Origin of the sequence: Isoptericola jiangsuensis (genome assembly GCF_048320105.1) — a bacterium.
Lineage (GTDB): Bacteria > Actinomycetota > Actinomycetes > Actinomycetales > Cellulomonadaceae > Isoptericola > Isoptericola jiangsuensis_A.
In genome coordinates this window covers 1,641,111-1,666,588 of sequence record NZ_CP182942.1, presented here as the reverse complement: position 1 = coordinate 1,666,588, position 25,478 = coordinate 1,641,111, and the positions used below count along the sequence as shown (strand labels likewise).

The 25,478-nt window shown below is 68.8% G+C and carries 38 protein-coding genes and 1 pseudogene; 37 read left to right on the top strand and 2 right to left on the bottom strand.

Annotated features, from left to right (window positions below; all coding sequences use genetic code 11):
• Window positions 1-294 precede the first annotated feature (294 nt).
• The 35 genes and pseudogenes from rpsL to ACNHYB_RS07715 form a co-directional block, all read left to right on the top strand.
• On the top strand, window positions 295-666 hold the full coding sequence (gene rpsL / locus ACNHYB_RS07885) for a 30S ribosomal protein S12 (RefSeq protein WP_418277875.1): 372 nt from the start codon (window positions 295-297) through the stop codon (window positions 664-666).
• The gene (gene rpsG, locus ACNHYB_RS07880; protein ID WP_418277874.1) at window positions 666-1,136 is read left to right on the top strand and encodes a 30S ribosomal protein S7; all 471 of its coding nucleotides are present in this window, start codon (window positions 666-668) and stop codon (window positions 1,134-1,136) included. Before rpsL ends, rpsG begins: the two co-directional genes overlap by 1 nt.
• A gap of 113 nt (window positions 1,137-1,249) precedes the next feature.
• Complete coding sequence (fusA, locus tag ACNHYB_RS07875) at window positions 1,250-3,352, top strand: elongation factor G (protein WP_418277873.1); 2,103 nt, start codon at window positions 1,250-1,252, stop codon at window positions 3,350-3,352.
• A 129-nt stretch (window positions 3,353-3,481) separates the two neighbouring features.
• Window positions 3,482-4,678 carry an elongation factor Tu gene (gene tuf / locus ACNHYB_RS07870; protein WP_418277872.1) on the top strand — a complete coding sequence of 399 codons (1,197 nt, stop codon included), beginning with the start codon at window positions 3,482-3,484 and terminating at the stop codon, window positions 4,676-4,678.
• 467 nt (window positions 4,679-5,145) lie between these two features.
• Window positions 5,146-5,454, top strand: coding sequence for a 30S ribosomal protein S10 (gene rpsJ / locus ACNHYB_RS07865; protein WP_013837837.1), 309 nt, complete (start codon window positions 5,146-5,148; stop codon window positions 5,452-5,454).
• An 11-nt stretch (window positions 5,455-5,465) separates the two neighbouring features.
• Window positions 5,466-6,119 carry a 50S ribosomal protein L3 gene (gene rplC / locus ACNHYB_RS07860; protein ID WP_418277871.1) on the top strand — a complete coding sequence of 218 codons (654 nt, stop codon included), beginning with the start codon at window positions 5,466-5,468 and terminating at the stop codon, window positions 6,117-6,119.
• Window positions 6,120-6,124: 5 nt separating this feature from the next.
• Window positions 6,125-6,829, top strand: coding sequence for a 50S ribosomal protein L4 (gene rplD, locus ACNHYB_RS07855; RefSeq protein WP_418277870.1), 705 nt, complete (start codon window positions 6,125-6,127; stop codon window positions 6,827-6,829).
• Window positions 6,826-7,128, top strand: coding sequence for a 50S ribosomal protein L23 (gene rplW, locus ACNHYB_RS07850; RefSeq protein ID WP_418277869.1), 303 nt, complete (start codon window positions 6,826-6,828; stop codon window positions 7,126-7,128). Before rplD ends, rplW begins: the two co-directional genes overlap by 4 nt.
• Before the next feature lie 31 nt (window positions 7,129-7,159).
• Window positions 7,160-7,996 carry a 50S ribosomal protein L2 gene (gene rplB / locus ACNHYB_RS07845; RefSeq protein WP_418277868.1) on the top strand — a complete coding sequence of 279 codons (837 nt, stop codon included), beginning with the start codon at window positions 7,160-7,162 and terminating at the stop codon, window positions 7,994-7,996.
• Window positions 7,997-8,011: 15 nt separating this feature from the next.
• Window positions 8,012-8,293, top strand: coding sequence for a 30S ribosomal protein S19 (rpsS, locus tag ACNHYB_RS07840; RefSeq protein WP_418277867.1), 282 nt, complete (start codon window positions 8,012-8,014; stop codon window positions 8,291-8,293).
• Between the two features lie 43 nt (window positions 8,294-8,336).
• Window positions 8,337-8,705, top strand: coding sequence for a 50S ribosomal protein L22 (rplV, locus tag ACNHYB_RS07835; RefSeq protein WP_418277866.1), 369 nt, complete (start codon window positions 8,337-8,339; stop codon window positions 8,703-8,705).
• Window positions 8,705-9,535, top strand: coding sequence for a 30S ribosomal protein S3 (gene rpsC, locus ACNHYB_RS07830; protein ID WP_418277865.1), 831 nt, complete (start codon window positions 8,705-8,707; stop codon window positions 9,533-9,535). The genes rplV and rpsC overlap by 1 nt, the downstream gene beginning before the upstream one ends.
• 3 nt (window positions 9,536-9,538) lie before the next feature.
• Window positions 9,539-9,958 (top strand): 50S ribosomal protein L16, encoded by a 420-nt coding sequence (gene rplP, locus ACNHYB_RS07825; RefSeq protein WP_418277864.1) that lies wholly within the window; start codon window positions 9,539-9,541, stop codon window positions 9,956-9,958.
• Window positions 9,958-10,197: a 50S ribosomal protein L29 gene (gene rpmC, locus ACNHYB_RS07820; protein ID WP_418277863.1), complete on the top strand. Its 240-nt coding sequence runs from the start codon at window positions 9,958-9,960 to the stop codon at window positions 10,195-10,197. Before rplP ends, rpmC begins: the two co-directional genes overlap by 1 nt.
• Before the next feature lie 7 nt (window positions 10,198-10,204).
• Window positions 10,205-10,489 (top strand): 30S ribosomal protein S17, encoded by a 285-nt coding sequence (gene rpsQ / locus ACNHYB_RS07815; RefSeq protein WP_418277862.1) that lies wholly within the window; start codon window positions 10,205-10,207, stop codon window positions 10,487-10,489.
• Between the two features lie 133 nt (window positions 10,490-10,622).
• Window positions 10,623-10,991, top strand: a complete 369-nt coding sequence (rplN, locus tag ACNHYB_RS07810; protein WP_418277861.1) for a 50S ribosomal protein L14 — start codon at window positions 10,623-10,625, stop codon at window positions 10,989-10,991.
• Between the two features lie 2 nt (window positions 10,992-10,993).
• The gene (rplX, locus tag ACNHYB_RS07805; RefSeq protein ID WP_418277860.1) at window positions 10,994-11,335 is read left to right on the top strand and encodes a 50S ribosomal protein L24; all 342 of its coding nucleotides are present in this window, start codon (window positions 10,994-10,996) and stop codon (window positions 11,333-11,335) included.
• Window positions 11,335-11,919 (top strand): 50S ribosomal protein L5, encoded by a 585-nt coding sequence (gene rplE, locus ACNHYB_RS07800; protein ID WP_418277859.1) that lies wholly within the window; start codon window positions 11,335-11,337, stop codon window positions 11,917-11,919. Before rplX ends, rplE begins: the two co-directional genes overlap by 1 nt.
• A gap of 1 nt (window position 11,920) precedes the next feature.
• The gene (locus ACNHYB_RS07795; RefSeq protein ID WP_013837851.1) at window positions 11,921-12,106 is read left to right on the top strand and encodes a type Z 30S ribosomal protein S14; all 186 of its coding nucleotides are present in this window, start codon (window positions 11,921-11,923) and stop codon (window positions 12,104-12,106) included.
• A gap of 76 nt (window positions 12,107-12,182) precedes the next feature.
• Window positions 12,183-12,581 (top strand): 30S ribosomal protein S8, encoded by a 399-nt coding sequence (gene rpsH / locus ACNHYB_RS07790; RefSeq protein WP_418277858.1) that lies wholly within the window; start codon window positions 12,183-12,185, stop codon window positions 12,579-12,581.
• Window positions 12,582-12,600: 19 nt separating this feature from the next.
• The gene (rplF, locus tag ACNHYB_RS07785; RefSeq protein ID WP_418277857.1) at window positions 12,601-13,137 is read left to right on the top strand and encodes a 50S ribosomal protein L6; all 537 of its coding nucleotides are present in this window, start codon (window positions 12,601-12,603) and stop codon (window positions 13,135-13,137) included.
• Window positions 13,137-13,508, top strand: coding sequence for a 50S ribosomal protein L18 (gene rplR, locus ACNHYB_RS07780; RefSeq protein ID WP_418277856.1), 372 nt, complete (start codon window positions 13,137-13,139; stop codon window positions 13,506-13,508). The genes rplF and rplR overlap by 1 nt, the downstream gene beginning before the upstream one ends.
• Before the next feature lie 43 nt (window positions 13,509-13,551).
• The gene (rpsE, locus tag ACNHYB_RS07775; protein ID WP_418277855.1) at window positions 13,552-14,226 is read left to right on the top strand and encodes a 30S ribosomal protein S5; all 675 of its coding nucleotides are present in this window, start codon (window positions 13,552-13,554) and stop codon (window positions 14,224-14,226) included.
• A complete protein-coding gene (gene rpmD, locus ACNHYB_RS07770) occupies window positions 14,226-14,408 on the top strand; it encodes a 50S ribosomal protein L30 (protein ID WP_418278015.1) in 183 nt (60 codons plus the stop codon). The genes rpsE and rpmD overlap by 1 nt, the downstream gene beginning before the upstream one ends.
• 2 nt (window positions 14,409-14,410) lie before the next feature.
• The gene (gene rplO / locus ACNHYB_RS07765) at window positions 14,411-14,875 is read left to right on the top strand and encodes a 50S ribosomal protein L15 (protein WP_418277854.1); all 465 of its coding nucleotides are present in this window, start codon (window positions 14,411-14,413) and stop codon (window positions 14,873-14,875) included.
• A gap of 329 nt (window positions 14,876-15,204) precedes the next feature.
• Window positions 15,205-16,503, top strand: coding sequence for a preprotein translocase subunit SecY (secY, locus tag ACNHYB_RS07760; protein ID WP_418277853.1), 1,299 nt, complete (start codon window positions 15,205-15,207; stop codon window positions 16,501-16,503).
• A gap of 80 nt (window positions 16,504-16,583) precedes the next feature.
• Window positions 16,584-17,141 carry an adenylate kinase gene (locus ACNHYB_RS07755; RefSeq protein WP_418278014.1) on the top strand — a complete coding sequence of 186 codons (558 nt, stop codon included), beginning with the start codon at window positions 16,584-16,586 and terminating at the stop codon, window positions 17,139-17,141.
• Between the two features lie 8 nt (window positions 17,142-17,149).
• Window positions 17,150-18,025 (top strand): type I methionyl aminopeptidase, encoded by an 876-nt coding sequence (gene map, locus ACNHYB_RS07750; RefSeq protein WP_418277852.1) that lies wholly within the window; start codon window positions 17,150-17,152, stop codon window positions 18,023-18,025.
• A gap of 230 nt (window positions 18,026-18,255) precedes the next feature.
• Entirely contained in the window at window positions 18,256-18,477 is a 222-nt protein-coding gene (gene infA, locus ACNHYB_RS07745) for a translation initiation factor IF-1 (RefSeq protein ID WP_012867920.1), read from the top strand.
• An 80-nt stretch (window positions 18,478-18,557) separates the two neighbouring features.
• Window positions 18,558-18,671, top strand: coding sequence for a 50S ribosomal protein L36 (rpmJ, locus tag ACNHYB_RS07740; protein ID WP_009740505.1), 114 nt, complete (start codon window positions 18,558-18,560; stop codon window positions 18,669-18,671).
• A 180-nt stretch (window positions 18,672-18,851) separates the two neighbouring features.
• The gene (gene rpsM, locus ACNHYB_RS07735; RefSeq protein ID WP_418277851.1) at window positions 18,852-19,226 is read left to right on the top strand and encodes a 30S ribosomal protein S13; all 375 of its coding nucleotides are present in this window, start codon (window positions 18,852-18,854) and stop codon (window positions 19,224-19,226) included.
• An 80-nt stretch (window positions 19,227-19,306) separates the two neighbouring features.
• A complete protein-coding gene (rpsK, locus tag ACNHYB_RS07730; protein WP_068202511.1) occupies window positions 19,307-19,711 on the top strand; it encodes a 30S ribosomal protein S11 in 405 nt (134 codons plus the stop codon).
• A 185-nt stretch (window positions 19,712-19,896) separates the two neighbouring features.
• A complete protein-coding gene (locus tag ACNHYB_RS07725) occupies window positions 19,897-20,907 on the top strand; it encodes a DNA-directed RNA polymerase subunit alpha (protein WP_418277850.1) in 1,011 nt (336 codons plus the stop codon).
• A gap of 76 nt (window positions 20,908-20,983) precedes the next feature.
• A complete protein-coding gene (rplQ, locus tag ACNHYB_RS07720) occupies window positions 20,984-21,508 on the top strand; it encodes a 50S ribosomal protein L17 (RefSeq protein ID WP_418277849.1) in 525 nt (174 codons plus the stop codon).
• An 83-nt stretch (window positions 21,509-21,591) separates the two neighbouring features.
• Window positions 21,592-22,257, top strand: a pseudogene (locus ACNHYB_RS07715) (alpha/beta fold hydrolase); the annotation flags it as partial.
• 62 nt (window positions 22,258-22,319) lie between these two features.
• Here ACNHYB_RS07715 and ACNHYB_RS07710 read toward each other — a convergent pair.
• Entirely contained in the window at window positions 22,320-23,078 is a 759-nt protein-coding gene (locus ACNHYB_RS07710; protein WP_418277848.1) for an ROK family protein, read from the bottom strand.
• 28 nt (window positions 23,079-23,106) lie between these two features.
• Here ACNHYB_RS07710 and truA point away from each other — a divergent pair, with 28 nt between their 5' ends.
• The gene (gene truA, locus ACNHYB_RS07705) at window positions 23,107-24,045 is read left to right on the top strand and encodes a tRNA pseudouridine(38-40) synthase TruA (RefSeq protein ID WP_418277847.1); all 939 of its coding nucleotides are present in this window, start codon (window positions 23,107-23,109) and stop codon (window positions 24,043-24,045) included.
• 124 nt (window positions 24,046-24,169) lie between these two features.
• Here the strand turns inward: truA and ACNHYB_RS07700 are convergent, their stop codons facing one another.
• Window positions 24,170-24,583, bottom strand: coding sequence for a DUF5709 domain-containing protein (locus tag ACNHYB_RS07700; protein ID WP_418277846.1), 414 nt, complete (start codon window positions 24,581-24,583; stop codon window positions 24,170-24,172).
• A 417-nt stretch (window positions 24,584-25,000) separates the two neighbouring features.
• Here ACNHYB_RS07700 and rplM point away from each other — a divergent pair, with 417 nt between their 5' ends.
• Complete coding sequence (gene rplM, locus ACNHYB_RS07695) at window positions 25,001-25,450, top strand: 50S ribosomal protein L13 (protein WP_418277845.1); 450 nt, start codon at window positions 25,001-25,003, stop codon at window positions 25,448-25,450.
• Window positions 25,451-25,478 lie beyond the last annotated feature (28 nt).

The window sequence follows — 25,478 nt, the reverse complement described above, 5'->3', positions numbered from 1 at the left end:
GGAAGCCGTGCCCGTGCTGTCGCGCCGTGCATCCCGCTGATGGCCCGAGACGTGGTAGAGACCACCTCTCGGGAGATCAGCCGGAGGCGCCGCCGACGTCCCGCGGACACGTCCCGGACGACTGCTCGGACCGCCATCCGGCGGGGGAGCGGACCCGGGCCATCGAGCCGGTGGTAAGTGGCGTTGCGATCCGTGAGGGTCGCGGGTGCCGCCTGCGATCGGCACGCACAGCCAGACAGACCACCGACGGGGACCGACCGGTCCTCGTGAGCTCGAGAAGACGACGGAGACGTAGTGCCTACGATCCAGCAGCTCGTCCGCAAGGGCCGGACCTCGAAGGCCGGGAAGTCGAAGACTCCGGCGCTCAAGGGTTCGCCTCAGCGGCGCGGCGTGTGCACCCGTGTGTACACCACCACCCCCAAGAAGCCGAACTCGGCGCTCCGCAAGGTCGCGCGTGTGAAGCTCTCCTCCGGCATCGAGGTCACCGCCTACATCCCCGGTGTCGGCCACAACCTCCAGGAGCACTCGATCGTGCTCGTCCGCGGCGGCCGTGTGAAGGACCTTCCCGGTGTCCGCTACAAGATCGTGCGCGGCGCCCTCGACACCCAGGGTGTCAAGGGCCGCCAGCAGGCACGCTCCCGTTACGGCGCAAAGAAGGGCAACTGATGCCTCGCAAGGGTCCGGCCCCGAAGCGGCCGCTCATCGTCGACCCCGTCTACGGGTCGCCCGTCGTCACGCAGCTGATCAACAAGGTCCTGCTCGACGGTAAGAAGTCCACCGCCGAGTCGATCGTCTACGGCGCCCTCGAGGGCGTCCGTGCCAAGACGGACCAGGACCCGGTCGTCGTGCTCAAGCGCGCGCTGGAGAACGTCCGCCCGGCTCTCGAGGTCCGCTCCCGCCGTGTCGGTGGCGCCACGTACCAGGTTCCGGTCGAGGTGCGTCCCACGCGCTCCCAGACCCTGGCGCTGCGCTGGCTCACGGACTTCTCGCGCGCCCGTCGCGAGAAGACGATGACCGAGCGGCTGATGAACGAGATCCTCGACGCGTCGAACGGTCTCGGTGCCGCGGTCAAGCGCCGCGAGGACATGCACAAGATGGCCGAGTCCAACAAGGCCTTCGCGCACTACCGCTGGTGATGCGCACGGACGACCTCGGGGAACACCTCGAGGTCGTCCGCGGATCCGGAGCCGGCCTGGCCGGTCCTCCGGCCCCGGTTCCCACGACCCACTGACCCGAGGGGTAAGACACCGTGGCACTTGACGTGCTGACCGACCTGAAGAAGGTCCGCAACATCGGCATCATGGCGCACATCGATGCCGGCAAGACGACCACCACCGAGCGCATCCTGTTCTACACCGGTGTGAACTACAAGATCGGTGAGACGCACGACGGCGCCTCGACGATGGACTGGATGGAGCAGGAGCAGGAGCGCGGCATCACGATCACGTCGGCCGCGACGACCTGCTACTGGAACGACAACCAGATCAACATCATCGACACCCCCGGGCACGTCGACTTCACCGTCGAGGTGGAGCGCTCGCTCCGCGTCCTCGACGGCGCAGTCGCCGTGTTCGACGGCAAGGAAGGTGTCGAGCCCCAGTCGGAGACGGTCTGGCGCCAGGCCGACAAGTACGACGTCCCGCGCATCTGCTTCGTCAACAAGATGGACAAGCTCGGCGCGGACTTCTACTTCACCGTCAAGACGATCGTGGAGCGCCTCAAGGCCAAGCCGCTGGTCATCCAGCTGCCGATCGGCTCCGAGAACGACTTCACCGGTGTCGTGGACCTGCTGCAGATGAAGGCGCTGGTCTGGCACGGCGAGACCGCCCTCGGCGAGAAGTACGAGGTCGAGGACATCCCCGCCGACCTCCAGGAGAAGGCCGAGCAGTACCGCGCGGAGCTCATCGAGGCCGTCGCCGAGTCCGACGACGACCTGCTCGAGAAGTTCCTCGGCGGCGAAGAGCTCACGATCGACGAGATCAAGGGCGGCATCCGCAAGCTCGTCGTCAACTCCGAGGCCTTCCCGGTCCTGTGCGGCTCGGCGTTCAAGAACAAGGGCGTCCAGCCCATGCTCGACGCCGTCATCGACTACCTCCCGTCCCCGATCGACGTCCCGGCCGTCCAGGGCCACGACGTCAAGGACGAAGAGGTCGTCATCGAGCGTCACGCCGACGCGTCGGAGCCGTTCTCGGCCCTCGCGTTCAAGGTCGCCTCGCACCCGTTCTTCGGCAAGCTCACCTACGTCCGCGTCTACTCGGGCAAGGTCGAGCAGGGCGCCCAGGTCCAGAACACGACCAAGGGCAAGAAGGAGCGCATCGGCAAGCTGTTCCAGATGCACTCCAACAAGGAGAACCCGGTCCCCGAGGCGCAGGCCGGACACATCTACGCGTTCATCGGCCTCAAGGACGTCACCACCGGTGACACCCTGAGCGCCCCCGACGCCCCGGTCATCCTCGAGTCGATGACGTTCCCGGAGCCGGTCATCGACGTGGCCATCGAGCCCAAGACGAAGGCCGACCAGGAAAAGCTCTCCACGGCGATCCAGAAGCTCGCCGAGGAGGACCCGACGTTCCGCGTCAAGCTGGACGAGGAGACCGGCCAGACCGTCATCGGCGGCATGGGCGAGCTCCATCTCGACATCCTCGTCGACCGCATGAAGCGGGAGTTCAAGGTCGAGGCCAACGTCGGCAAGCCGCAGGTCGCGTACCGCGAGACGATCCGCCGCACGGCGGAGAAGATCGACTACACGCACAAGAAGCAGACCGGTGGTTCGGGTCAGTTCGCGAAGGTCCAGGTGACCTTCGAGCCGCTGGAGACCACGGAGGGCGAGCTCTACGAGTTCGCCAACGCGGTCACCGGTGGTCGCGTGCCGCGTGAGTACATCCCGTCGGTGGACGCCGGTATCCAGGCGGCCATGCAGCAGGGTGTGCTGGCCGGGTTCCCCGTCGTGGGGGTCAAGGCCACGCTCATCGACGGTGCGTACCACGACGTCGACTCCTCGGAGATGGCGTTCAAGATCGCCGGCTCGATGGTGTTCAAGGAGGGTGTCCGCCGGGCCGACCCGGTCCTGCTGGAGCCCGTCATGGCCGTCGAGGTGCGCACGCCCGAGGAGTACATGGGCGAAGTCATCGGCGATCTCAACTCGCGTCGTGGACTGATCCAGTCCATGGAGGACGCTACCGGCGTCAAGGTCGTGCGCGCCCAGGTACCGTTGAGCGAGATGTTCGGATACATCGGCGACCTGCGTTCCAAGACGCAGGGCCGCGCGGTGTACTCGATGCAGTTCGACAGCTACGCCGAGGTTCCCAAGGCCGTGGCTGAAGAGATCATCAAGAAGACCCGGGGCGAGTGAGTCCCCACAGGTCGAGCACCTGCACGACCATCAACCTGTAGGAAACCGCGCGCCCCGAGGGTTTAGGCTTGTTCGGCCGACGCACTCGATACGTTCGGAACATCTACCCCAAGTCCCAGGAGGACCCCAGTGGCTAAGGCCAAGTTCGAGCGGACCAAGCCGCACGTCAACATCGGCACCATCGGTCACGTCGACCACGGTAAGACGACGCTGACGGCTGCGATCTCGAAGACGCTCGCCGACACCTACCCCGGCCTGCCGGCGAACACCCAGAAGAACTTCGACGAGATCGACGCCGCGCCGGAGGAGAAGCAGCGCGGTATCACGATCAACATCGCGCACATCGAGTACGAGACGGAGAACCGTCACTACGCGCACGTCGATGCTCCGGGTCACGCCGACTACATCAAGAACATGATCACGGGTGCGGCGCAGATGGACGGCGCCATCCTCGTGGTCGCCGCGACCGACGGCCCGATGGCCCAGACGCGCGAGCACGTCCTCCTGGCCCGCCAGGTGGGCGTCCCCTACCTGCTCGTGGCGCTGAACAAGTCCGACATGGTCGAGGACGAGGAGCTCCTCGAGCTCGTCGAGATGGAGGTCCGCGAGCTGCTGTCGTCGCAGGAGTTCGACGGCGACAACGCTCCCGTGGTCCGCGTCTCCGGCCTCAAGGCTCTCGAGGGCGACCCCGAGTGGACCGCCAAGGTCCTCGAGCTCATGGCCGCCGTGGACGAGAACGTCCCGGAGCCGGAGCGCGACCTCGACAAGCCGTTCCTGATGCCGATCGAGGACGTCTTCACGATCACCGGTCGTGGCACCGTCGTCACCGGCAAGGTGGAGCGCGGCGCGCTCGACATCAACTCCGAGGTCGAGATCGTCGGCATCCGCTCCCCGCAGAAGACGACCGTCACCGGTATCGAGACCTTCCACAAGCAGATGGACCAGGCTCAGGCCGGCGACAACACCGGTCTGCTCCTGCGTGGTCTCAAGCGCGAGGACGTCGAGCGCGGCCAGGTCGTCGTGAAGCCGGGTTCGATCACCCCGCACACGAACTTCGAGGCTCAGGTCTACATCCTGGGCAAGGACGAGGGTGGCCGTCACAACCCGTTCTACTCGAACTACCGTCCGCAGTTCTACTTCCGCACCACGGACGTCACCGGCGTCATCACGCTGCCCGAGGGCACCGAGATGGTCATGCCCGGCGACAACACCGAGATGTCGGTCGAGCTCATCCAGCCGATCGCCATGGAAGAGGGCCTCGGCTTCGCCATCCGCGAGGGTGGCCGCACGGTCGGTTCGGGCCGCGTCACCAAGATCACCAAGTGATCTGCTGATCACCAGGTGATCCTGGGGAGCTCCGGCTCCCCACCGGTCCCACCGAGGCCCGGGTCCCCCAGGGGTCCCGGGCCTCGGTGCGTCCGGCGTCACACATGCCAGGGGTTGGAATCACTGGCCCTCGTGTGGCAAGATAGTCAAGTTGCCTGTCACGGGCGCGTTCTTTCTCGTGTCGAACAGTGTGTAGCACCGCGGTGCACGCCACGGCCCTCCGGTCGGTGGCGGTACCTGGAGCGGTCACCCTCTACGGAGGGGATCGTGGGAGCCGACTGTCGACGCGCATGAGCGCCCCACGGACACATGTCTCGACAGGCTGGACACACGTCGTGGTCCGCGCCGCGGACCACACCCACGGCCCCTCGCCGGATCGGCATGCGCCCGGTTGCGTCGCTACATGCGACACGCCCGAGCGCGGGGGTCGGACAGTAGCGGTTCGAGAGAGAGAGTCAGACGACGCCATGGCGGGACAGAAGATCCGCATCCGGCTCAAGTCCTACGACCACGAGGTCATCGACAGCTCGGCGCGCAAGATCGTCGACACGGTGACGCGCGCTGGTGCGACGGTCGTGGGTCCGGTGCCGCTGCCGACGGAGAAGAATGTCTTCACCGTCATCCGGTCGCCTCACAAGTACAAGGACAGCCGCGAGCACTTCGAGATGCGTACGCACAAGCGGCTCATCGACATCATCGATCCCACGCCGAAGGCCGTCGACTCGCTCATGCGTATCGACCTGCCGGCTGACGTGAACATCGAGATCAAGCTCTGAGGCTGGAGATCATGACCAACCAGCAGAAGAACGTGACCGCGGTGCTCGGCACCAAGCTCGGCATGACCCAGACCTGGAACGAGGACGGCAAGCTCGTCCCCGTGACGGTCGTCGCCGTCCCCACCAACGTGGTGACGCAGGTCCGCGCCGCTGAGGTCGACGGCTACGCCGCGATCCAGCTCGCCGCCGGGCAGATCGACCCGCGCAAGGTCACCAAGCCGCTCAAGGGCCACTTCGAGAAGGCCGGCGTCACGCCGCGCCGACACGTGGCCGAGATCCGCACCGAGTCCGCCGCCGAGTTCACGCTCGGTCAGGAGATCACCGCCGCCGTCTTCGAGGCCGGCGCCGTGGTCGACGTGGTCGGCACGACCAAGGGCAAGGGCACCGCCGGTGTCATGAAGCGTCACGGCTTCTCCGGCGTCGGCGCCTCGCACGGTGCGCACCGCAACCACCGCAAGCCGGGTTCGATCGGTGGCGCTTCGACGCCGTCGCGCGTCTTCCGTGGCATGCGCATGGCCGGTCGTATGGGCCACGACCGCAAGACCGTCCAGAACCTGACCGTCCACGCGGTCGACGCGGAGAAGGGTCTGCTGCTCGTCAAGGGCGCGGTCCCCGGCCCCAAGGGCGGCGTCGTCCTCGTCCGTACCGCCGCGAAGGGAGCCTGAGAACCATGGCTAACCTGACCGTCGACGTGCTCGACGCCTCGGGCAAGAAGGCCGGCAAGGCCGAGCTCCCCGCCGAGGTGTTCGACGTCGAGCTCAACGTCCCGCTGATCCACCAGGTGGTCGTCGCGCAGCGCGCCGCGTCCCGCCAGGGGACCGCGTCCACCAAGACCCGCGGCGAGGTCCGCGGCGGTGGCAAGAAGCCCTACAAGCAGAAGGGCACCGGCCGCGCCCGCCAGGGTTCGACCCGCGCCCCGCAGTTCGCCGGTGGTGGCACCGTCCACGGCCCGCAGCCGCGCAGCTACGACCAGCGCACGCCCAAGAAGATGAAGGCCGCCGCCCTGCGCGCAGCCCTCTCGGACCGCGCTCGCGCCGGTCGTGTGCACGTCGTGTCCGGCTTCGGTGTCGACGGGGTCCCGTCGACCAAGACGGCGCTCAGCACGCTGGCGACGCTCACCGAGCGCACGCACGTGCTCGTCGTGACCGAGCGTTCGGACGAGCTGACCGTCAAGTCGCTCCGCAACCTCGAGCAGGTCCACCTGCTCAGCGCGGACCAGCTGAACACCTACGACGTCCTCGTCTCCGACGACGTCGTCTTCACCGAGGCCGCCCTCGAGGCGTTCCTCGCCGGCCCGGCCACCGGCCGGTCCGTGAAGGCGGTCGCCACCGAGGCCGAGGCCGAGGCTGCAGCCGAGAAGGAGGCCACCAAGTGACCGCCGTGACGAAGGACCCGCGCGACATCCTGATCGCGCCGGTCGTCTCCGAGAAGTCCTACAACCTCCTCGACGAGGGCAAGTACACCTTCGTCGTGGACCCGAACGCCAACAAGACCGAGATCAAGATCGCGGTCGAGCAGGTCTTCGGGGTCAAGGTCGCCTCGGTGAACACGATCAACCGCAAGGGCAAGGCGCGTCGCACGCGCTACGGCCTGGGCAAGCGCAAGGACACGAAGCGTGCGATCGTCACCCTCCGCGAGGGTTCGATCGACATCTTCGGCGGTCCGGTCGGCTGACCCGGACGAGAGCAGATCGAGGACTACTTCCATGGGAATCCGTAAGCACAAGCCGACGACGCCTGGCCGCCGTGGCTCGAGCGTCGCCGACTTCGTCGAGATCACGCGCTCGCAGCCGGAGAAGTCGCTGGTCCGGCCGCTGTCGAAGACTGGTGGTCGCAACAACACCGGTCGTATCACCACCCGCCACAAGGGTGGTGGCCACAAGCGCGCCTACCGCGTGATCGACTTCCGTCGTCACGACAAGGACGGCGTGCCGGCGAAGGTCGCTCACATCGAGTACGACCCGAACCGCACCGCACGCATCGCGCTGCTGCACTACGCGGACGGCACCAAGCGCTACATCGTGGCGCCGAACAAGCTGTCGCAGGGTGACGTCGTCGAGGCGGGTCCCGCCGCGGACATCAAGCCCGGCAACAACCTGCCGCTGCGCAACATCCCGACGGGTACCGTCATCCACGCCGTCGAGCTCCGCCCCGGTGGCGGCGCGAAGATCGCCCGCTCCGCGGGTGCTTCGGTCCAGCTCGTCGCGAAGGACGGCCCGTACGCGCAGCTGCGCATGCCGTCCGGCGAGATCCGCAACGTCGACCTGCGCTGCCGCGCGACGGTCGGCGAGGTCGGCAACGCCGAGCAGTCGAACATCAACTGGGGCAAGGCCGGCCGCAAGCGGTGGAAGGGCGTTCGCCCGACCGTCCGTGGTGTCGTCATGAACCCGGTCGACCACCCGCACGGTGGCGGTGAGGGCAAGACCTCGGGTGGACGCCACCCGGTCAGCCCGTGGGGCAAGCCCGAGGGCCGCACCCGCCGTCCGAACAAGTCCAGCGACCGGCTGATCGTCCGCCGTCGTCGTACCGGCAAGAAGCGCTGATAGGAGCCTGACAGCATGCCTCGTAGCCTGAAGAAGGGCCCCTTCGTCGACGACCACCTGCAGAAGAAGGTGGACGTCCAGAACGAGAAGGGGACCAAGAACGTCATCAAGACCTGGTCCCGCCGGTCGGTCATCACGCCGGACTTCCTCGGTCACACCTTTGCCGTGCACGACGGTCGCAAGCACGTCCCGGTCTTCGTGACCGAGTCGATGGTCGGGCACAAGCTGGGCGAGTTCGCCCCTACGCGGACCTTCCGCGGCCACGTGAAGGACGACAAGAAGGGTCGCCGCCGCTGAGCGGCGCGACCCCGACGGTCTGAGAAAAGGAAGCAGGACAGCAATGGAAGCCAAGGCGCAGGCGCGGTTCGTCCGTGTCACGCCCCAGAAGGCCCGGCGCGTCGTGGACCTCATCCGTGGCAAGCAGGCCTCCGAGGCCGTCGCGGTGCTCAAGTTCGCGCCGCAGGCTGCGAGCGAGCCGGTCCGCAAGGTCGTCGAGTCTGCCGTGGCGAACGCCCGGGTGAAGGCCGACCGCGCGAGCGAGCGTTTCGACGAGACGGAGCTCTTCGTCTCGGCCGCGTTCGTCGACGAGGGGCCCACCCTGAAGCGGTTCCGTCCGCGGGCTCAGGGGCGTGCGAGCCAGATCCTCAAGCGCACCAGCCACATCACCGTGGTCGTCGCACCGCGTGAGCAGAAGGAAGGGGCCCGATAGTGGGGCAGAAGATTCACCCGCACGGGTACCGCCTCGGCATCACCACCGACCACCGGTCGCGCTGGTTCGCCGACAGCACCAAGCCTGGGCAGCGGTACCGCGACTACGTCCGCGAGGACGTCGAGATCCGCAAGCTCATGAGCACCGGCCTCGAGCGTGCCGGCATCTCCAAGGTCGAGATCGAGCGCACCCGCGACCGTGTCCGCGTGGACATCCACACGGCACGTCCGGGCATCGTCATCGGCCGTCGTGGTGCTGAGGCCGACCGCATCCGCGGTGAGCTCGAGAAGCTCACGGGCAAGCAGGTGCAGCTCAACATCCTCGAGGTCAAGAACGCCGAGATCGACTCGCAGCTGGTTGCTCAGGGCATCGCCGAGCAGCTCGCCAGCCGCGTGTCCTTCCGTCGCGCGATGCGCAAGGGCATCCAGTCCGCGCAGCGTGCCGGCGCGAAGGGTATCCGCGTGCAGGTCGCGGGTCGCCTCGGTGGCGCCGAGATGAGCCGGTCGGAGTTCTACCGCGAGGGTCGTGTGCCGCTGCACACGCTGCGCGCGAACATCGACTACGGCTTCTTCGAGGCCCGCACGACCTTCGGCCGCATCGGCGTGAAGGTCTGGATCTACAAGGGCGACCTCACCGAGAAGGAGTTCGCCGCGCAGCAGGCGACCGCCGCTCCGCGCCAGGGCCGTGGTGCCCGCGGTGGCGAGCGTCGTGGTCCCGGCCGCCGCACCGAGCGTCCGGGTCAGCCGCGGCAGTCCGCTGCCGAGGCGCCTGCCGCGACCGACGCGCCCGCCGAGCAGGCCACGGCGCCCGAGTCCGGAACGGAGGCCTGAGTCATGCTGATCCCCCGCAGGCTCAAGCACCGCAAGCAGCACCACCCCAAGCGCTCCGGCGTGGCCAAGGGTGGCACCACGATCTCGTTCGGCGACTACGGCATCCAGGCTCTCGAGCCCGCCTACGTCACGAACCGCCAGATCGAGGCTGCTCGTATCGCGATGACCCGCCACATCAAGCGTGGCGGCAAGGTCTGGATCAACATCTACCCGGACCGCCCCCTCACGAAGAAGCCCGCCGAGACCCGCATGGGTTCCGGTAAGGGTTCGCCCGAGTGGTGGGTTGCCAACGTCAAGCCCGGCCGTATCGTCTTCGAGCTGGCCGGGGTCCCCGAGGAGCTTGCCCGCGAGGCCCTGCGCCGCGCGATGCACAAGCTCCCGATGAAGTGCCGTTTCGTGGTGCGCGAGGGTGGTGCGAACTGATGGCTATCGGTACCCAGGGCTTTGCCCCGGCCGACCTCGACGGCTTCGACGACGAGTCTCTCGTGGCGAAGCTCAAGGAGCAGAAGGAAGAGCTCTTCAACCTTCGCTTCCAGGCCGCCACCGGCCAGCTCGAGTCGCACGGTCGCCTCAAGGCGGTCAAGCGCGACATCTCGCGGATCTACACGATCCTGCGTGAGCGCGAGCTCGGCATCCGTACGGCTCCGAGCGTGAGTGAGTGAGGCACTGATGAGTGAGAACACCGAGACGGTGACCACCGAGGAGCGGGCCTCCCGCAAGGTGCGCCGCGGCTACGTCGTCAGCGACAAGATGGAGAAGACCATCGTCGTCGCGGTCGAGGACCGTGTGAAGCACCCCCTCTACGGCAAGGTCATGCGCCGCACCAACAAGGTGAAGGCACACGACGAGCAGAACACCGCCGGCATCGGCGACCTGGTCGTCATCATGGAGACCCGCCCGCTGTCCGCGACCAAGCGGTGGCGCCTGGTGGAGATCCTCGAGAAGGCCAAGTAAGCAAGTCCTTCCCGGTGGGGCGCCGGTGTGACACACGTATGCGTCGGCTCCCCACCACAGCAACTATCCGTTCGGCCAGGCTCGACCGGGACGTCCCGGCCCGAGAACCAGCTCGACGACAGGAGATCAATCAATGATCCAGCAGGAGTCGCGACTGCGCGTCGCCGACAACACGGGTGCCAAGGAGATTCTCTGCATCCGCGTTCTCGGTGGCTCCGGCCGTCGCTACGCCGGTATCGGCGACACCATCGTCGCCACCGTCAAGGACGCAATCCCGGGCGGCAACGTGAAGAAGGGTGACGTCGTCAAGGCGGTCGTCGTCCGGACCGTCAAGGAGCGCCGTCGTCCCGACGGTTCCTACATCAAGTTCGACGAGAACGCCGCGGTCATCCTCAAGAACGACGGCGAGCCCCGTGGCACGCGCATCTTCGGCCCGGTCGGGCGCGAGCTGCGCGACAAGCGGTTCATGAAGATCGTCTCGCTGGCGCCGGAGGTGCTCTGACCATGGCGAAGATCAAGAAGGGCGACCAGGTGATCGTCATCTCCGGTCGCGACAAGGGCCTCACCGGCCGGGTGCTCGAGGTCCTCAAGGACTCCGACCGCGTGATCGTCGAGGGCGTCCAGCGCGTCACCAAGCACGTGAAGGCCGGTCAGTCGGCTCGTGGCACCCGCACGGGTGGCATCGAGACCGTCGAGGCGCCGATCCACGTGTCGAACGTGATGCTGGTCGACCCCGAGTCCAAGAAGGGCACCCGCGTCGGGTTCCGCTCCGAGCAGGTCGAGCAGGACGGTCGTACCCGCACGGTGCGCGTCCGCTATGCCAAGCGTTCCGGGAAGGACATCTGATGACCGCGACGACTCACGACGATGTCATCGAGGCCCCGGCACTGCCGCGCCTCAAGGAGAAGTACCGCGAGGAGATCGTCGCCGCGCTCCGCGAGGAGTTCGGCCACGCCAACCTCCACCAGGTCGCCGGTCTGACGAAGATCGTCGTCAACATGGGTGTCGGTGACGCGGCCAAGGACTCCAAGCTCATCGAGGGCGCGATCCGCGACCTGACCGCGATCACCGGTCAGAAGCCGCAGATCAACCGTGCCAAGAAGTCCATCGCGCAGTTCAAGCTGCGCGAGGGCATGCCGATCGGCGCGCACGTCACGTTGCGCGGCGACCGCATGTGGGAGTTCCTCGACCGTCTGCTGTCGACCGCTCTGCCGCGCATCCGCGACTTCCGCGGGCTGTCGCCGAAGCAGTTCGACGGCCACGGCAACTACACGTTCGGTCTCACGGAGCAGTCGATGTTCCACGAGATCAACCAGGACAAGATCGACCGGGTCCGCGGTATGGACATCACGGTCGTGACGACGGCGACGACCGACGACGAGGGCCGCTCTCTGCTGCGCCGTCTCGGTTTCCCCTTCAAGGAGAACTGACATGGCGAAGAAGGCCCTGATCAACAAGGCGAACGCCAAGCCGAAGTTCGCCGTGCGCGCCTACACCCGGTGCCAGCGGTGCGGTCGTCCGCACTCGGTCTACCGCAAGTTCGGCCTGTGCCGTATCTGCCTGCGGGAGATGGCCCACCGCGGTGAGCTCCCCGGCGTCACCAAGAGCAGCTGGTAAAACAACTACGCCGTAGGTCCGTGCGGTGCTCGCAGAGCACCGCACGGATACCCCGGCGAGGAAGGGCTAGAGCCCGATGACTATGACCGACCCGATCGCAGACATGCTGACGCGTCTGCGTAACGCGAACTCGGCGCACCACGACACGGTCACCATGCCGTTCTCGAAGCTGAAGTCGCGGATCGCTGAGATCCTCCAGGCCGAGGGTTACATCACCGGCTGGACCGTCGAGGACGCGACGGTGGGGCAGAACCTCACCCTCACGCTCAAGTACGGCCCGAGCCGAGAGCGCGCGCTGACCGGCGTGCGCCGTGTGTCCAAGCCCGGCCTGCGTGTCTACGCGAAGTCCACCAACCTGCCCAAGGTCCTCGGCGGCCTCGGCGTGGCCATCCTGTCCACCTCCTCCGGCCTCCTGACTGACCGTCAGGCCCAGGCCAAGGGTGTGGGCGGCGAAGTCATCGCCTTCGTCTGGTAATCGGAAAGGAGAGACGCCAATGTCTCGAATCGGCAAGCTCCCCGTTCCGGTCCCGGCCGGCGTGGACATCACCATCAGCGGCGCGCTCGTGACCGTGAAGGGCCCCAAGGGTTCTCTCGAGCACAACGTCGCCGCCCCCATCACCGTCGCCCAGGAGGACGGGACCATCAAGGTCTCGCGCCCGGACGAAGAGCGTAAGTCGCGTGCCCTGCACGGCCTGACCCGCACGCTCCTGGCCAACATGATCACCGGTGTCACCGATGGTTATGTCAAGAAGCTCGAGATCGTCGGCACCGGTTACCGCGTGACGGCCAAGGGCTCGGACCTCGAGTTCGCGCTCGGCTTCTCGCACCCGGTGCAGGTCACCGCTCCGGAGGGCATCACCTTCGCGGTGGAGAGCCCCACGAAGTTCTCCGTGGCCGGCATCGACAAGCAGCAGGTCGGCGAGGTCGCTGCGAACATCCGCAAGATCCGCAAGCCCGAGCCCTACAAGGGCAAGGGTGTGCGCTACGCCGACGAGGTCGTCCGTCGCAAGGTCGGAAAGGCTGGTAAGTGATGGCTCTCAAGATTCTGGGCAAGGGCAAGAGCGTCGCTCGCCAGCGTCGCCACCTGCGCCTGCGCAAGAAGGTCAAGGGCACCGAGGCGCGTCCGCGCCTCGTCGTGACCCGTTCGTCGCGCCACATGGTCGCGCAGATCGTGGACGACACGGTCGGCAAGACCGTCGCGTCCGCATCGACCCTCGAGGCCGACCTGCGTGCGCTGGACGCCGACAAGACCGCCAAGGCCCGCAAGGTCGGCGAGCTCGTCGCCGAGCGTGCGAAGGCTGCCGGCGTCGAGTCCGTCGTCTTCGACCGCGGCGGCAACAAGTACCACGGTCGGGTGGCTGCGGTCGCCGACGGCGCCCGGGAAGCGGGGCTGGAGCTGTGATGGCCGACCTCCGCGATTTCGCACGGAAGATGAGGATCCTCTGATGGCTGCAGGGCAGCGCAACACCGGCGCCCCCCAGGGCGCCAACGAGTCCAAGACCGACGGTCGCCGCGGTGGCGGCGGTCGTCGCGACGACCGCCGCGGCGGTGGCCGCGACGCAGCCGACAAGAACGCCTTCGTCGAGCGCGTCGTGACGATCAACCGCGTCGCCAAGGTCGTCAAGGGTGGTCGCCGCTTCAGCTTCACCGCGCTCGTCGTGGTGGGTGACGGCGACGGCACCGTCGGCGTCGGCTACGGCAAGGCCAAGGAGGTGCCCGCGGCGATCGCCAAGGGTGTCGAGGAGGCGAAGAAGAACTTCTTCCGCGTCCCGCGCATCCAGGGCACCATCCCGCACCCCATCCAGGGTGAGGAGGCCGCCGGCGTCGTGTTCCTCCGTCCGGCCTCCCCGGGTACCGGTGTGATCGCCGGTGGTCCGGTGCGCGCCGTGCTGGAGTGCGCCGGCATCCACGACGTGCTGAGCAAGTCGCTCGGCTCGTCGAACGCGATCAACATCGTGCACGCCACCGTCGCGGCCCTCAAGGGTCTCGAGGAGCCGGCCGCCGTGGCCGCTCGTCGTGGCCTGCCGCTCGAGGACGTGGCCCCGGCCGCGCTCCTGCGTGCACAGGCCGCCGGCATCGCCGACAAGGCCAAGAAGACTGACGAGAAGGTGGGTGCGTGATGCCTCGTCTCAAGGTCAAGCAGGTCCGGTCCGCCATCGGCGGCAAGCAGAACCAGCGTGACACGCTGCGGACCCTCGGTCTCAAGCGGATCGGCGACACCGCCGTGAAGGAAGACCGTCCGGAGATCCGCGGCATGGTCGCCACGGTGGCGCACCTCGTCACCGTCGAGGAGGTCGACTGACAATGGCTGACAACACCGAGAAGTCGCAGCCGCTCAAGGTCCACCACCTGCGTCCGGCTCCCGGCGCCAAGACCGCCAAGACCCGTGTGGGTCGTGGTGAGGCGTCGAAGGGTAAGACGGCAGGCCGTGGTACCAAGGGCACGAAGGCTCGCTACCAGGTGCCCGCGCGCTTCGAGGGTGGGCAGATGCCTCTGCACATGCGCCTCCCGAAGCTCCGGGGCTTCAAGAACCCGTTCCGCGTCGAGTACCAGGTCGTGAACCTGGACAAGCTCGCCGCGCTGTACCCCGAGGGTGGCTCCGTCACCGTCGAGGACCTCGTCGCCAAGGGCGCGGTCCGCAAGGGGCAGCCGGTGAAGCTGCTCGGCACGGGTGAGATCACCGTCAAGCTGGACGTCGCGGTCGACGCGCTGTCCGGCTCCGCCAAGGAGAAGATCCTGGCGGCCGGCGGTTCGGTCTCGGAGGACTGAGAACGGACGTGGGGCCGGTGGCGCAGTGCGCCACCGGCCCCACGTGCTGTCCCCGGCCGGTGACGACGGTCCCGGGGAGTGAGCCGTTCGAGTAGGCTGTCCGGGCGTTCTGCTAGGTTCGACCGGACGACAGTGGCCCAGGTCACTCCTGGAGGCACGTAGAATCCGTCACGGTCCTTGCCGCGCCACTGCGTGCGGTACCCGGGGAGACCCGGCCGGACCACGACCGACCGGTACATCGCCGCTGCGGAGACCTCGCAGAGGCGGAGTGCCACACCTCGCCGTCCATCGGCGACACGACAACCCGCCTCGGCGGGCCAGGAGGATAGGTGCTCAGCGCATTCGGCCGGGCTTTCCGGACACCGGACCTGCGGCGCAAGCTGCTGTTCACACTCGCGATCATGGCGCTGTTCCGCGTGGGGTCGTTCATCCCCGCGCCGGGCGTCGACTACGGCAACGTCCAGCAGTGCGTGGCGGCGCTGGAGGGAAGCACCTCGCTGCTCGGGCTCGTGAACACCTTCAGCGGTGGTGCGCTGCTCCAGCTGTCGATCTTCGCGCTCGGGATCATGCCGTACATCACCGCCAGCATCATCGTGCAGCTGCTGCGCGTGGTGATCCCGCGGTTCGAGGCTCTCCACAAGGAGGGCCAGTCCGGCCAGGCGAAGCTGACGCAGTACACGCGGTACCTGACCATCGCGCTGGCGATCCTGCAGGCGACCACCATCGTGACGACCGCGCGCACCGGGCTGCTGTTCCCGGGCTGCGCCGTCGACGTCGTCGTCGACGACCACTTCATGACGGCGGCGATCATGGTGATCACGATGACCGCCGGTACCGGTCTGGTCATGTGGCTCGGCGAGCTCATCACCGAGCGCGGCGTCGGCAACGGCATGTCGCTGCTGATCTTCACGTCCATCGTCGCGAGCCTCCCGACGGCCCTCTGGTCGATCGCGGGTGGCGCGAACGGGCCGCTGAACTTCGCCATCGTGGTGATCATGATCGTGCTGGTCATCGGCATGGTCGTGTTCGTCGAGCAGTCCCAGCGCAGGATCCCGGTGCAGTACGCCAAGCGCATGGTCGGTCGCCGCATGTACGGCGGCACGAGCACCTACATCCCGATCAAGATCAACATGGCCGGCGTCATCCCGGTGATCTTCGCGGCCTCGATCCTCGCGATCCCCGCGCTCCTGGCACAGTTCGGCGACCAGAACGCCGACTGGGTCATCTGGATCTCGCGGAACCTCGCGCAGCAGGACCAGGCGCTCTACATCGTGTGCTACGTGCTCATGATCATCTTCTTCGCCTTCTTCTACACGTCGATCACGTTCAACCCGGACGAGGTCGCGGACAACATGAAGAAGTACGGGGGGTTCATCCCCGGTATCCGCGCCGGCCGTCCCACGGCCGAGTACCTGGACTTCGTGATCACGCGCATCACGTCCGCCGGCGCTCTCTATCTGGCCATCGTCGCGCTCATCCCGACGCTGGTGCTGGTGCTGCTGGGAGTGACCACCCAGATCCCGTTCGGCGGGACGTCGATCCTCATCATCGTCGGCGTCGGGCTGGAGTTCGTGAAGCAGGTCAACTCCCAGCTGCAGCAGCGACACTACGAAGGGTTCCTCCGTTGACCGAGTCGTCCACCCCGACCACCCGCCGCGAGCTGCACGGGTCCCCGAGCCCCGAGGGCCGCGTCACGCGCCTGGTCATCATGGGTCCCCAGGGGGCCGGCAAGGGCACCCAGGCGGCGCGTCTCGCCGAGATCTTCGGTATCCCCGCGATCTCCACCGGCGACATCTTCCGGGCCAACATCAAGGGCGGCACCGACCTGGGCAAGCTGGCCCAGGAGTACTCCGCCAAGGGTGACCTCGTGCCGGACGAGGTCACCGACTCGATGGTCAAGGACCGTCTCGCCGAGGACGACGTCCGGGGCGGGTTCCTGCTGGACGGCTACCCGCGCAACGCGCACCAGGTCGAGGCGCTGGACGAGATCCTGACGGGTCTCGGCTGGGAGCTCGACGGCGTCATCGAGCTGACGGCACAGCGCGCCGAGCTCCTCGAGCGGATCTCCAAGCGTGCCGAGGTCGAGGGCCGCGAGGACGACACCCCGGACGCGATCGCCCGTCGGCTGGACATCTACGACGCCGAGACGGCCCCGCTCACCGCGGCCTACGCCGAGCGGAACCTGCTGGTGCAGGTGGACGGCATCGGCGAGATCTCCGAGGTCACCGACCGGATCGTCGCCGGGCTCGCCCAGCAGCTCGGCTGATCGTCCCCGTGTTCGGAGCCCGCTCGCGCATCGAGCTGAAGTCTCGTGACGAGGTGCTCGTCATGCGGCGGGCCGGCATCGTCGTGGCCGACGCGCTCGCCGCAGTCCGTGCCGCGGCACGGCCGGGGACGACGACGGCGGAGCTGGACGCGGTCGCCGCAGGGGTGATCTCCGCTGCGGGAGCCACGCCCTCGTTCCTCGGCTACCAGGGGTTTCCGGCGACGATCTGCGCCTCGGTGAACGACGAGGTGGTCCACGGGATCCCCGGCGACCGGGCGCTCGGCGAGGGTGACGTCGTCTCCGTCGACTGCGGTGCCGTCGTGGACGGCTGGCACGGGGACTCGGCGATCACGTTCCTGCTCGGACCCGACGGCGCGGTCGACCCGGCCTCCGCTGCGGTCGACGGGGTCGATCCGCTGGACCAGGCTCTGGCACTGGTGACCCGCACCGCGCTGTGGGCCGGTGTCGCGGCCCTCGCGTCGGCGCGACGCGTGGGTGAGGTCGGGGAGGCGGTCGAGGCGGCCGTCGAGCTCGCCGGGGACCTGCAGGGCGTCGAGCTGGGCATCGTCGAGGAGTACACGGGCCACGGCATCGGGACGGCCATGCACCAGCCTCCCGACGTCCTCAACTACCGCACGTCGGACCGTGGGCCCAGGCTGCGCCCGGGGATGTGCCTCGCCGTCGAGCCCATGCTCACCCGCGGGACCGCCGACACCCGAGTCCTGGCCGACGACTGGACGGTGGTCACCGTCGACGGGTCCCGCGCCGCCCACTGGGAGCACACCGTCGCCGTGCTCGAGGACGGGATCGCGGTGCTGACGGCGCACGACCTGGGTGCCGAGGGGCTGGAACCCTTCGGCGTCGTCCCGGTCCCGATCGACTGACCAGGATCACCGCCGGCGGGTGCTGAGAGTGTGACGTACATCGGGTTGCCCACTGCATCTGATGGAGTACGATGGTCTGTCGGGTGTAGTCCGCTCTTGCCTGCCCGCGGGTCGGGGGAGCGGAAGCACACGATCCACGTCTCCCGTCTCGTTCCAGTGGCCTTGCCACGGGCCCGGAGGGTGCGTGGTGCAGTCCCGTCGAAAGACACAGACGAGAGTTAGCGGAGGACATGGCAAAGAAGGACGGTGTCATCGAGATCGAGGGCAGCGTGGTCGAGGCCCTGCCGAACGCGATGTTCCGCGTGGAGCTGGCCAACGGGCACAAGGTTCTCGCCCACATCTCGGGCAAGATGCGTCAGCACTACATCCGGATCCTCCCCGAGGACCGGGTGGTGGTGGAGCTCAGCCCGTACGACCTGTCCCGTGGCCGGATCGTCTACCGCTACAAGTAGTCGTCATCCCCCACCCGATCGACAACGCCGACGGCTCGGCCGGTCCCTGACCGGCCGAGGATCTCGGCGGAGGAACACTGATGAAGGTCAAGCCGAGCGTCAAGAAGATCTGCGACAAGTGCAAGGTGATTCGCCGGCACGGTCGCGTCATGGTGATCTGCGAGAACCTGCGCCACAAGCAGCGCCAGGGCTGATCCCCAGCATCACCCTGCGACCCGCCCGCTGCGGGTAGGTCGCACACAGCGCACCAGCACGAAGCCGACGCCCGCACGGGGCGGTGGCGGAACCCTCGGTCCAGGGGCCGGGGCCCGCGAGCTCTCGCGGGAGGCAGGTGCGGTAGACCTCTGGACGAAGTAACAGGAGCCGGAAGGCACATGGCACGTCTTGTCGGCGTCGACCTCCCCCGCGAGAAGCGGATCGTGGTCGCGCTCACCTACATCTACGGCGTCGGGCGTACCCGCGCCGAGCAGACCATCGCAGCGACGGGCATCTCGCCCGACGTCCGCGTGAAGGACCTCGGCGACGCCGAGCTCGTCGCGCTGCGTGACTACCTCGAGGGCAACTACCAGCTCGAGGGTGACCTCCGCCGCGAGGTCGCCGCCGACATCCGCCGCAAGGTGGAGATCGGTACCTACCAGGGTCTGCGTCACCGTCGCGGACTGCCGGTGCGCGGTCAGCGCACCAAGACCAACGCGCGTACCCGCAAGGGCAAGAAGCGCACCGTCGCGGGCAAGAAGAAGGCCCGCTGACGTCAGCAGTCCGTGGAGCGGACCAGCACTGCTGACCACCGCCCCGGTCCGACGACCTCAGACCAGGAGTATTTGCACACATGCCTCCCAAGACCCGATCCGCTGCCTCGCGCAAGCCGCGTCGCAAGGACAAGAAGAACGTCCCGCTCGGCCAGGCGCACATCAAGAGCACGTTCAACAACACGATCGTCTCGATCACCGACCCCTCGGGCGCCGTCATCTCGTGGGCGTCCGCCGGCCACGTCGGCTTCAAGGGCTCCCGCAAGTCGACGCCGTACGCCGCGCAGCTCGCTGCCGAGTCGGCCGCGCGTCGTGCCCAGGAGCACGGCGTCAAGAAGGTCGACGTCTTCGTCAAGGGCCCGGGTTCCGGTCGTGAGACCGCCATCCGCTCCCTGCAGGCGACCGGCATCGAGGTCGGCTCGATCCAGGACGTGACCCCGCAGGCGCACAACGGCTGCCGCCCCCCCAAGCGTCGCCGCGTCTGATCTCCGGCCGGCCGGACCAGCGGTGCGGTGCCTGACGGACGCTCGTCGTCCCGCTCGGCACCGCACCGTCGGCCAGGTCGGCCACCACCTGCCCGGACGGGTGGACCGAATCCCGTCGGGGACCGCGCCTGAGCGCGGATCCGTGATGCGTCATATGGCGGACGCACACTGAAAGGACCATCACAGTGCTCATCGCACAGCGCCCCTCGCTGACCGAAGAGGTCATCTCGGAGTATCGCTCGCGCTTCTCCATCGAGCCGCTCGAGCCCGGCTTCGGCTACACGCTCGGCAACTCGCTGCGTCGCACGCTGCTGTCGTCCATCCCGGGCGCGGCGGTCACCTCCATCCGCATCGACGGTGTGCTCCACGAGTTCACCACCGTGCCGGGTGTGAAGGAGGACGTCACCGAGATCATCCTCAACGTCAAGAACCTCGTGGTCTCCTCGGAGAACGACGAGCCGGTCGTGATGTACCTGCGCAAGCAGGGCGCCGGTGCGGCGACCGCGGCGGACATCGTCCCGCCTGCGGGCGTCGAGGTGCACAACCCCGACCTGCACATCGCCACGCTCAACGACGAGGGCAAGCTCGAGATCGAGCTGACCGTCGAGCGGGGTCGTGGCTACGTGTCCGCCGCGCAGAACAAGACCCCGGACGCGGAGATCGGTCGCATTCCCGTCGACTCGATCTACTCCCCGGTGCTCAAGGTCACGTACAAGGTCGAGGCGACCCGTGTCGAGCAGCGCACGGACTTCGACAAGCTGATCGTCGACGTCGAGTCCAAGCAGGCCATCGCCCCGCGCGACGCCCTCGCTTCGGCCGGCAAGACGCTCGTCGAGCTCTTCGGCCTCGCCCGTGAGCTCAACGTCGAGGCCGAGGGCATCGAGATCGGCCCGTCGCCGACGGACTCCGCGCTGGCCGCGGACCTGGCGCTGCCGATCGAGGAGCTCAACCTCACCATCCGGTCCTACAACTGCCTCAAGCGCGAAGGGATCCACCAGGTCGGTGAGCTCGTGGCGCGCAGCGAGGCGGACCTGCTCGACATCCGCAACTTCGGTGCCAAGTCGATCAACGAGGTCAAGGAGAAGCTCGCCGAGCTGGGCCTTGCGCTCAAGGACTCGCCGCTCGACTTCGACCCCTCGGCCGCCCAGTACTTCGGCGGGGACGACGACACCACGTACGGCGACGAGCAGTACTGATGAACCACGCCCGCTGCGGCACCGCTCGACATGACGGGGCCGCGCGGCGTGGAACCACACCCAAGGAGAACCTGAAATGCCTACCCCCACCAAGGGTCCGCGGCTCGGTGGCAGCCCGGCTCACGAGCGCCTGATCCTCGCGAACCTGTCGACCGCCCTGTTCGAGCACGGCCGCATCACGACCACCGAGACGAAGGCCAAGCGCCTGCGTCCGCTGGCCGAGCGTCTGATCACCTTCGCCAAGCGCGGTGACCTGCACGCCCGCCGTCGCGTCCTGCGGGTCGTGCGCGACAAGTCCGTCGTGCACACGCTGTTCACCGAGATCGCCCCGGCCATGGCCGAGCGCAACGGTGGCTACACGCGCATCACGAAGGTCGGCAACCGCAAGGGCGACAACGCCCCCATGGCGGTCATCGAGCTCGTGACCGAGCCCGTCAGCCCGAAGCAGGCCGTCGTCGCCGAGGCCACCAAGGCCACGGAGAAGTCCGCCAAGGCCGACAAGCCGGCGAAGGACGAGAAGCCGGCCGTCGAGGCCGAGGCCACCGAGGCCGAGACCGCTGAGGTCGAGACCGCGGAGACCGAGGAGAAGAAGGAGGCCTGAGCCTCCCTCCGATCGATCGGCTCGTGCCGCACGAGGGCCCCGCACCGTTGGTGCGGGGCCCTCGTCGTCCCTACGGTGGTGCCATGATCCCGGTGGTGCTCCTGCACGGCTCACGGACGTCGTCGTCCATGTGGCGCCGCCAGCTCGTGGCGCTGGGCGCCGCAGGCGTGCCCGCGACGGCCGTCGACCTGCCCGGCCACGGCGCTCACCGCGACGTGCGCTTCACGCTCGACGGCGCGGTCCAGACGGTGCAGGACGCCGTGGCGGACGCCGGCGGGCGGGCCCTCGTCGTCGGGCTGTCGCTGGGCGGCTACGTCGCGATCGAGCACCGGGCGCGTCGCCCGGAGCAGAGCGCGGGCCTCGTCGCGGCGTCGTGCTGCACCAACCCCGACACCCCGCTGCGGACGGGTTGGTTGCGGCTGGCCCGGTGGATCGAGCGCTGGCCCGACAGCGGGGAGCGTCTCAACCGGACGATGGTGCGGGGGCTGCTCGACGAGGCGTCCGGGCAGGACCTCGCCGCCGGTGGGTTCGCGCTGGACGCGATGGGTGACGTGCTGCTCGAGCTCGGACGGACGAACACCCGGGGGGCGCTGGCGGCCGCCGCCAGCCCCGTGCGGCTCGTCAACGGTCAGTGGGACCACTTCCGCGGCCACGAACGGTCGATGCTGACCGCGGCGCGGTCCTCCGGCGCCGACGCCCGGATCGTCGTGATCCCGCGGGCGCGTCACCTGGTCAGTCTGGACGCCCCGGTCGCGTTCACCCGCGCCGTGCTGGAGGCGCACGCCACTGCCACTGCCACTGCAGGGGGCCGTCAGCCGGTCAGCAGGTCCCACGCCCGCACGCCGCCGGTGAGCGCGGCGGAGTTCGGTACGACGACGACGTCGTCACCCAGGCGGTCCAGCGCCGTGGGAGTGAGGCGGCGCGAGTTGCCGCCGCCCAGGTAGAGCCGGTCCCACCAGAAGACGGCCCGCAGGCCGTCGACCATCGTCACGACGCGCCGCGACCAGAGGGCGTCCCCGAGCCGACGGCGTTCCGGCTCGCCGATGTAGGCGTCGTACGTCGTGCTGCGGCGCACGGGTGCGCGCGACCACTCCAGGTGCGGGGCCAGGCGCCCGCCGTCGAACAGGGCCGAGCCGAGGCCCGTGCCGAGGGTGAGGACGAGCTCGACACCGGAGGACGCGACCACGCCCGCGCCGTGGACCTCGGCGTCGTTGAGGACGAGGGCGGGGATGCCGAGCCGTGCGCGCAGCGCCGCCCGTACGTCGAAGCTGCGCCACCGGTCCACCAGGTCGGTCTCGACGCGGGTGCGGGGACCGGCACGCGTCACGTAGTGCGGGGTGTGCACCACCACGCCGTGACGGATCATCCCGGGCATGCCCAGGGTGAGCCGGCCCGCGTCCGGCAGCCGGGCGGCGATGTCGGCCACGGTCTCCACGAGCCGTTCGGGCGGCAGGGGATAGGGCGTCGGGACGCGCACGGGGTCGGCGTGCGCGGTGCCTGCGTCGTCGAGCACGTTGGCCTTGATGCCGCTGCCACCGCAGTCGACGGCGAGCGTCAGGAGGTCTGCCACCCGTCCATCATCCGGGGACAATGGCCCGATGAGCACCACGACACCTGCTGTGCCCCGCCCGGACGACGACGTCGTGCGGGTGCGTCTCGATCTCGCGTACGCGGGCACGCACTTCGCGGGATGGGCCACGCAGCCGCGGCTGCGCACGGTCCAGGGGGTGCTGGAGGGGGCGCTCGCCACGGTGCTGCGGACCGGGGCCGAGGTCGCCGCCCCGCCACGCCTGACGGTGGCGGGCCGGACAGACGCGGGCGTCCACGCCCGTGGTCAGGTGGCGCACGTCGACGTGCCGCGCCACCTCTGGGCGGTGCTGCCGGGACGGTCCGACCGCGCACCGGGCGACGCGCTCCGCGACCGGCTGGCCGGGGTGCTCCCGCCGGACGTCGTCGTGCACGGTGCGGCTCCCGCTCCGGCGGGGTTCGACGCCCGCTTCTCGGCGCGCTCGCGCACCTACCGCTACCGCGTGGCGGACGAGCACCGGCGGCGGGACCCGCTCGCACGGGAGTGGGTGCTGTGGAACCGGCGGGCCCTCGACGTCGCGGCGATGGACGCGGCGGCACGGCCGCTGACGGGCCTGCACGACTTCGCGGCCTACTGCAAGCCGCGCGAGGGCGCCACGACGATCCGGGAGCTGACGTCGTTCACGTGGGAGCGGCCCACCAGCGGACCGGACGCCGGTCTGGTGGTGGCCACGGTGCAGGCGGACGCGTTCTGCCACTCGATGGTGCGGGCCCTGGTGGGGATGTCGTTGGCCGTGGGGGAGGGGCGGCGCCCTGTCACCTCGGCGGGCGAGGTGCTCGCGGGGCGGGTGCGGTCGGCGGCGGCGGCGGTCGCGCCGGCGCGGGGTCTGACCCTGGAGGCCGTGGACTACCCGCCGGACGACGAGCTGGCGGCCCGGGCGGAGCGCATCCGGGCCCGACGCTCCCCCGACGAGGTGGCCGGCCCGGCCGACCCACCGACCGCGAGGTAGCACGCCACCTCGCGGGGCGGGTGCGGCCTGCCGCTGTGCCGTGCCACGTCGCGGGGCGGGGCGCATGTCACCTCGCGGGGCGCGTGCCACCTCGCGGGGCGCGTGCCACCTCGTGGGGTAGGGGTCAGGGTTCCTCGACCCAGTGGACAGCCGCCTCCTCCGCGGACGCTCCGGCGCCGTCGATGCCGGCGTCGGAGCCGTACAGGTCGTTGTCGCGGCGTCCCTCCGAGCTCGGATCCGCGTCGGGGTCCTCGACGAGTCGCCCCGCGCGGGTGGTGTCGGGACCGGGGGCGGCGTCGTCCTCCCAGACCTCGGGGGTCTCGCTCGCGAGGCGCTGGTCGTGGGGTTCGCCGGCTGACTCCTCCCACGGGGTCTCGCCCCAGTGGTTCTTGCGGGGGCGCTCCGGCGGGGAGTAGCCCTCGTCGAGGGTGTCGCGGGTCCCGCGGTCGTCGAGGGAGTCCTCGACGGGCAGCTGGTCGCTCGTGCCCTCGGCCGCGGACTCGGGGTCGGGTCGTGTGCTGGAGGTGTCCTCGCTCATGCCTCTACCGTGCACCCGCACCGCCGGTCGTGCAGGTCGACGACCGGGCGAGCGCCGGGGAGAGTCGTCGAGGCGCAGCGCGGCGGGAGCGGGCACGGGGCGGCTGCAGAATGGGCGCGCAGCGGGGTGCAGGGGGGTGCAGGGCGGGCGCGCAGTGGGCACAGCGTGGGCACAGCGTGGGCACAGCGTGGGCACCGGGCCGGGGGCGTGACGGACGTCGCTTTGACCCTCCGAGAAACACCGCGCTACACTGGTCAGTCGTTGTGCTTTAGCTCCGGTGTCCGGTGTCGTCAGCGTACCCACCGCCTCGACGACGCAAGGCCAGGACGCCATCTCAGGAGCACCCGCGCACAACGACCTGACTCTTCGGGCGCCGCTTCTCGCCCGACGACACCGAACACGAGAAGGTTACGAACCGTGCGTACGTACACCCCAAAGCCCGGCGACGTCCAGAGCACCTGGCACGTCGTCGACGCTACCGACGTCGTCCTGGGCCGCCTGGCCACTCAGGTCGCCACGCTCCTGCGCGGGAAGCACAAGCCGACCTTCGCCCCGCACGTCGACGGCGGTGACTTCGTCATCGTCATCAACGCGGACAAGGTCGCCCTGTCCGGCAACAAGCGCGAGACGAAGATGGCTTACCGCCACTCCGGCTACCCGGGCGGCCTCCGCTCCGTGAGCTATGGCGACCTGCTGGACAAGAACCCGGAGCAGGCCGTCGAGAAGGCCGTTCGCGGCATGCTTCCCAAGAACACGCTCGGGCGCCAGCAGCTCACCAAGCTGAAGGTCTACCGCGGTGCGGAGCACCCGCACGCGGCACAGCAGCCCCAGCCGTTCGAGATCACCCAGGTTTCGCAGCAGGCCTGAGCCGCTGCCAGACGCCGAGCGAAGGAAC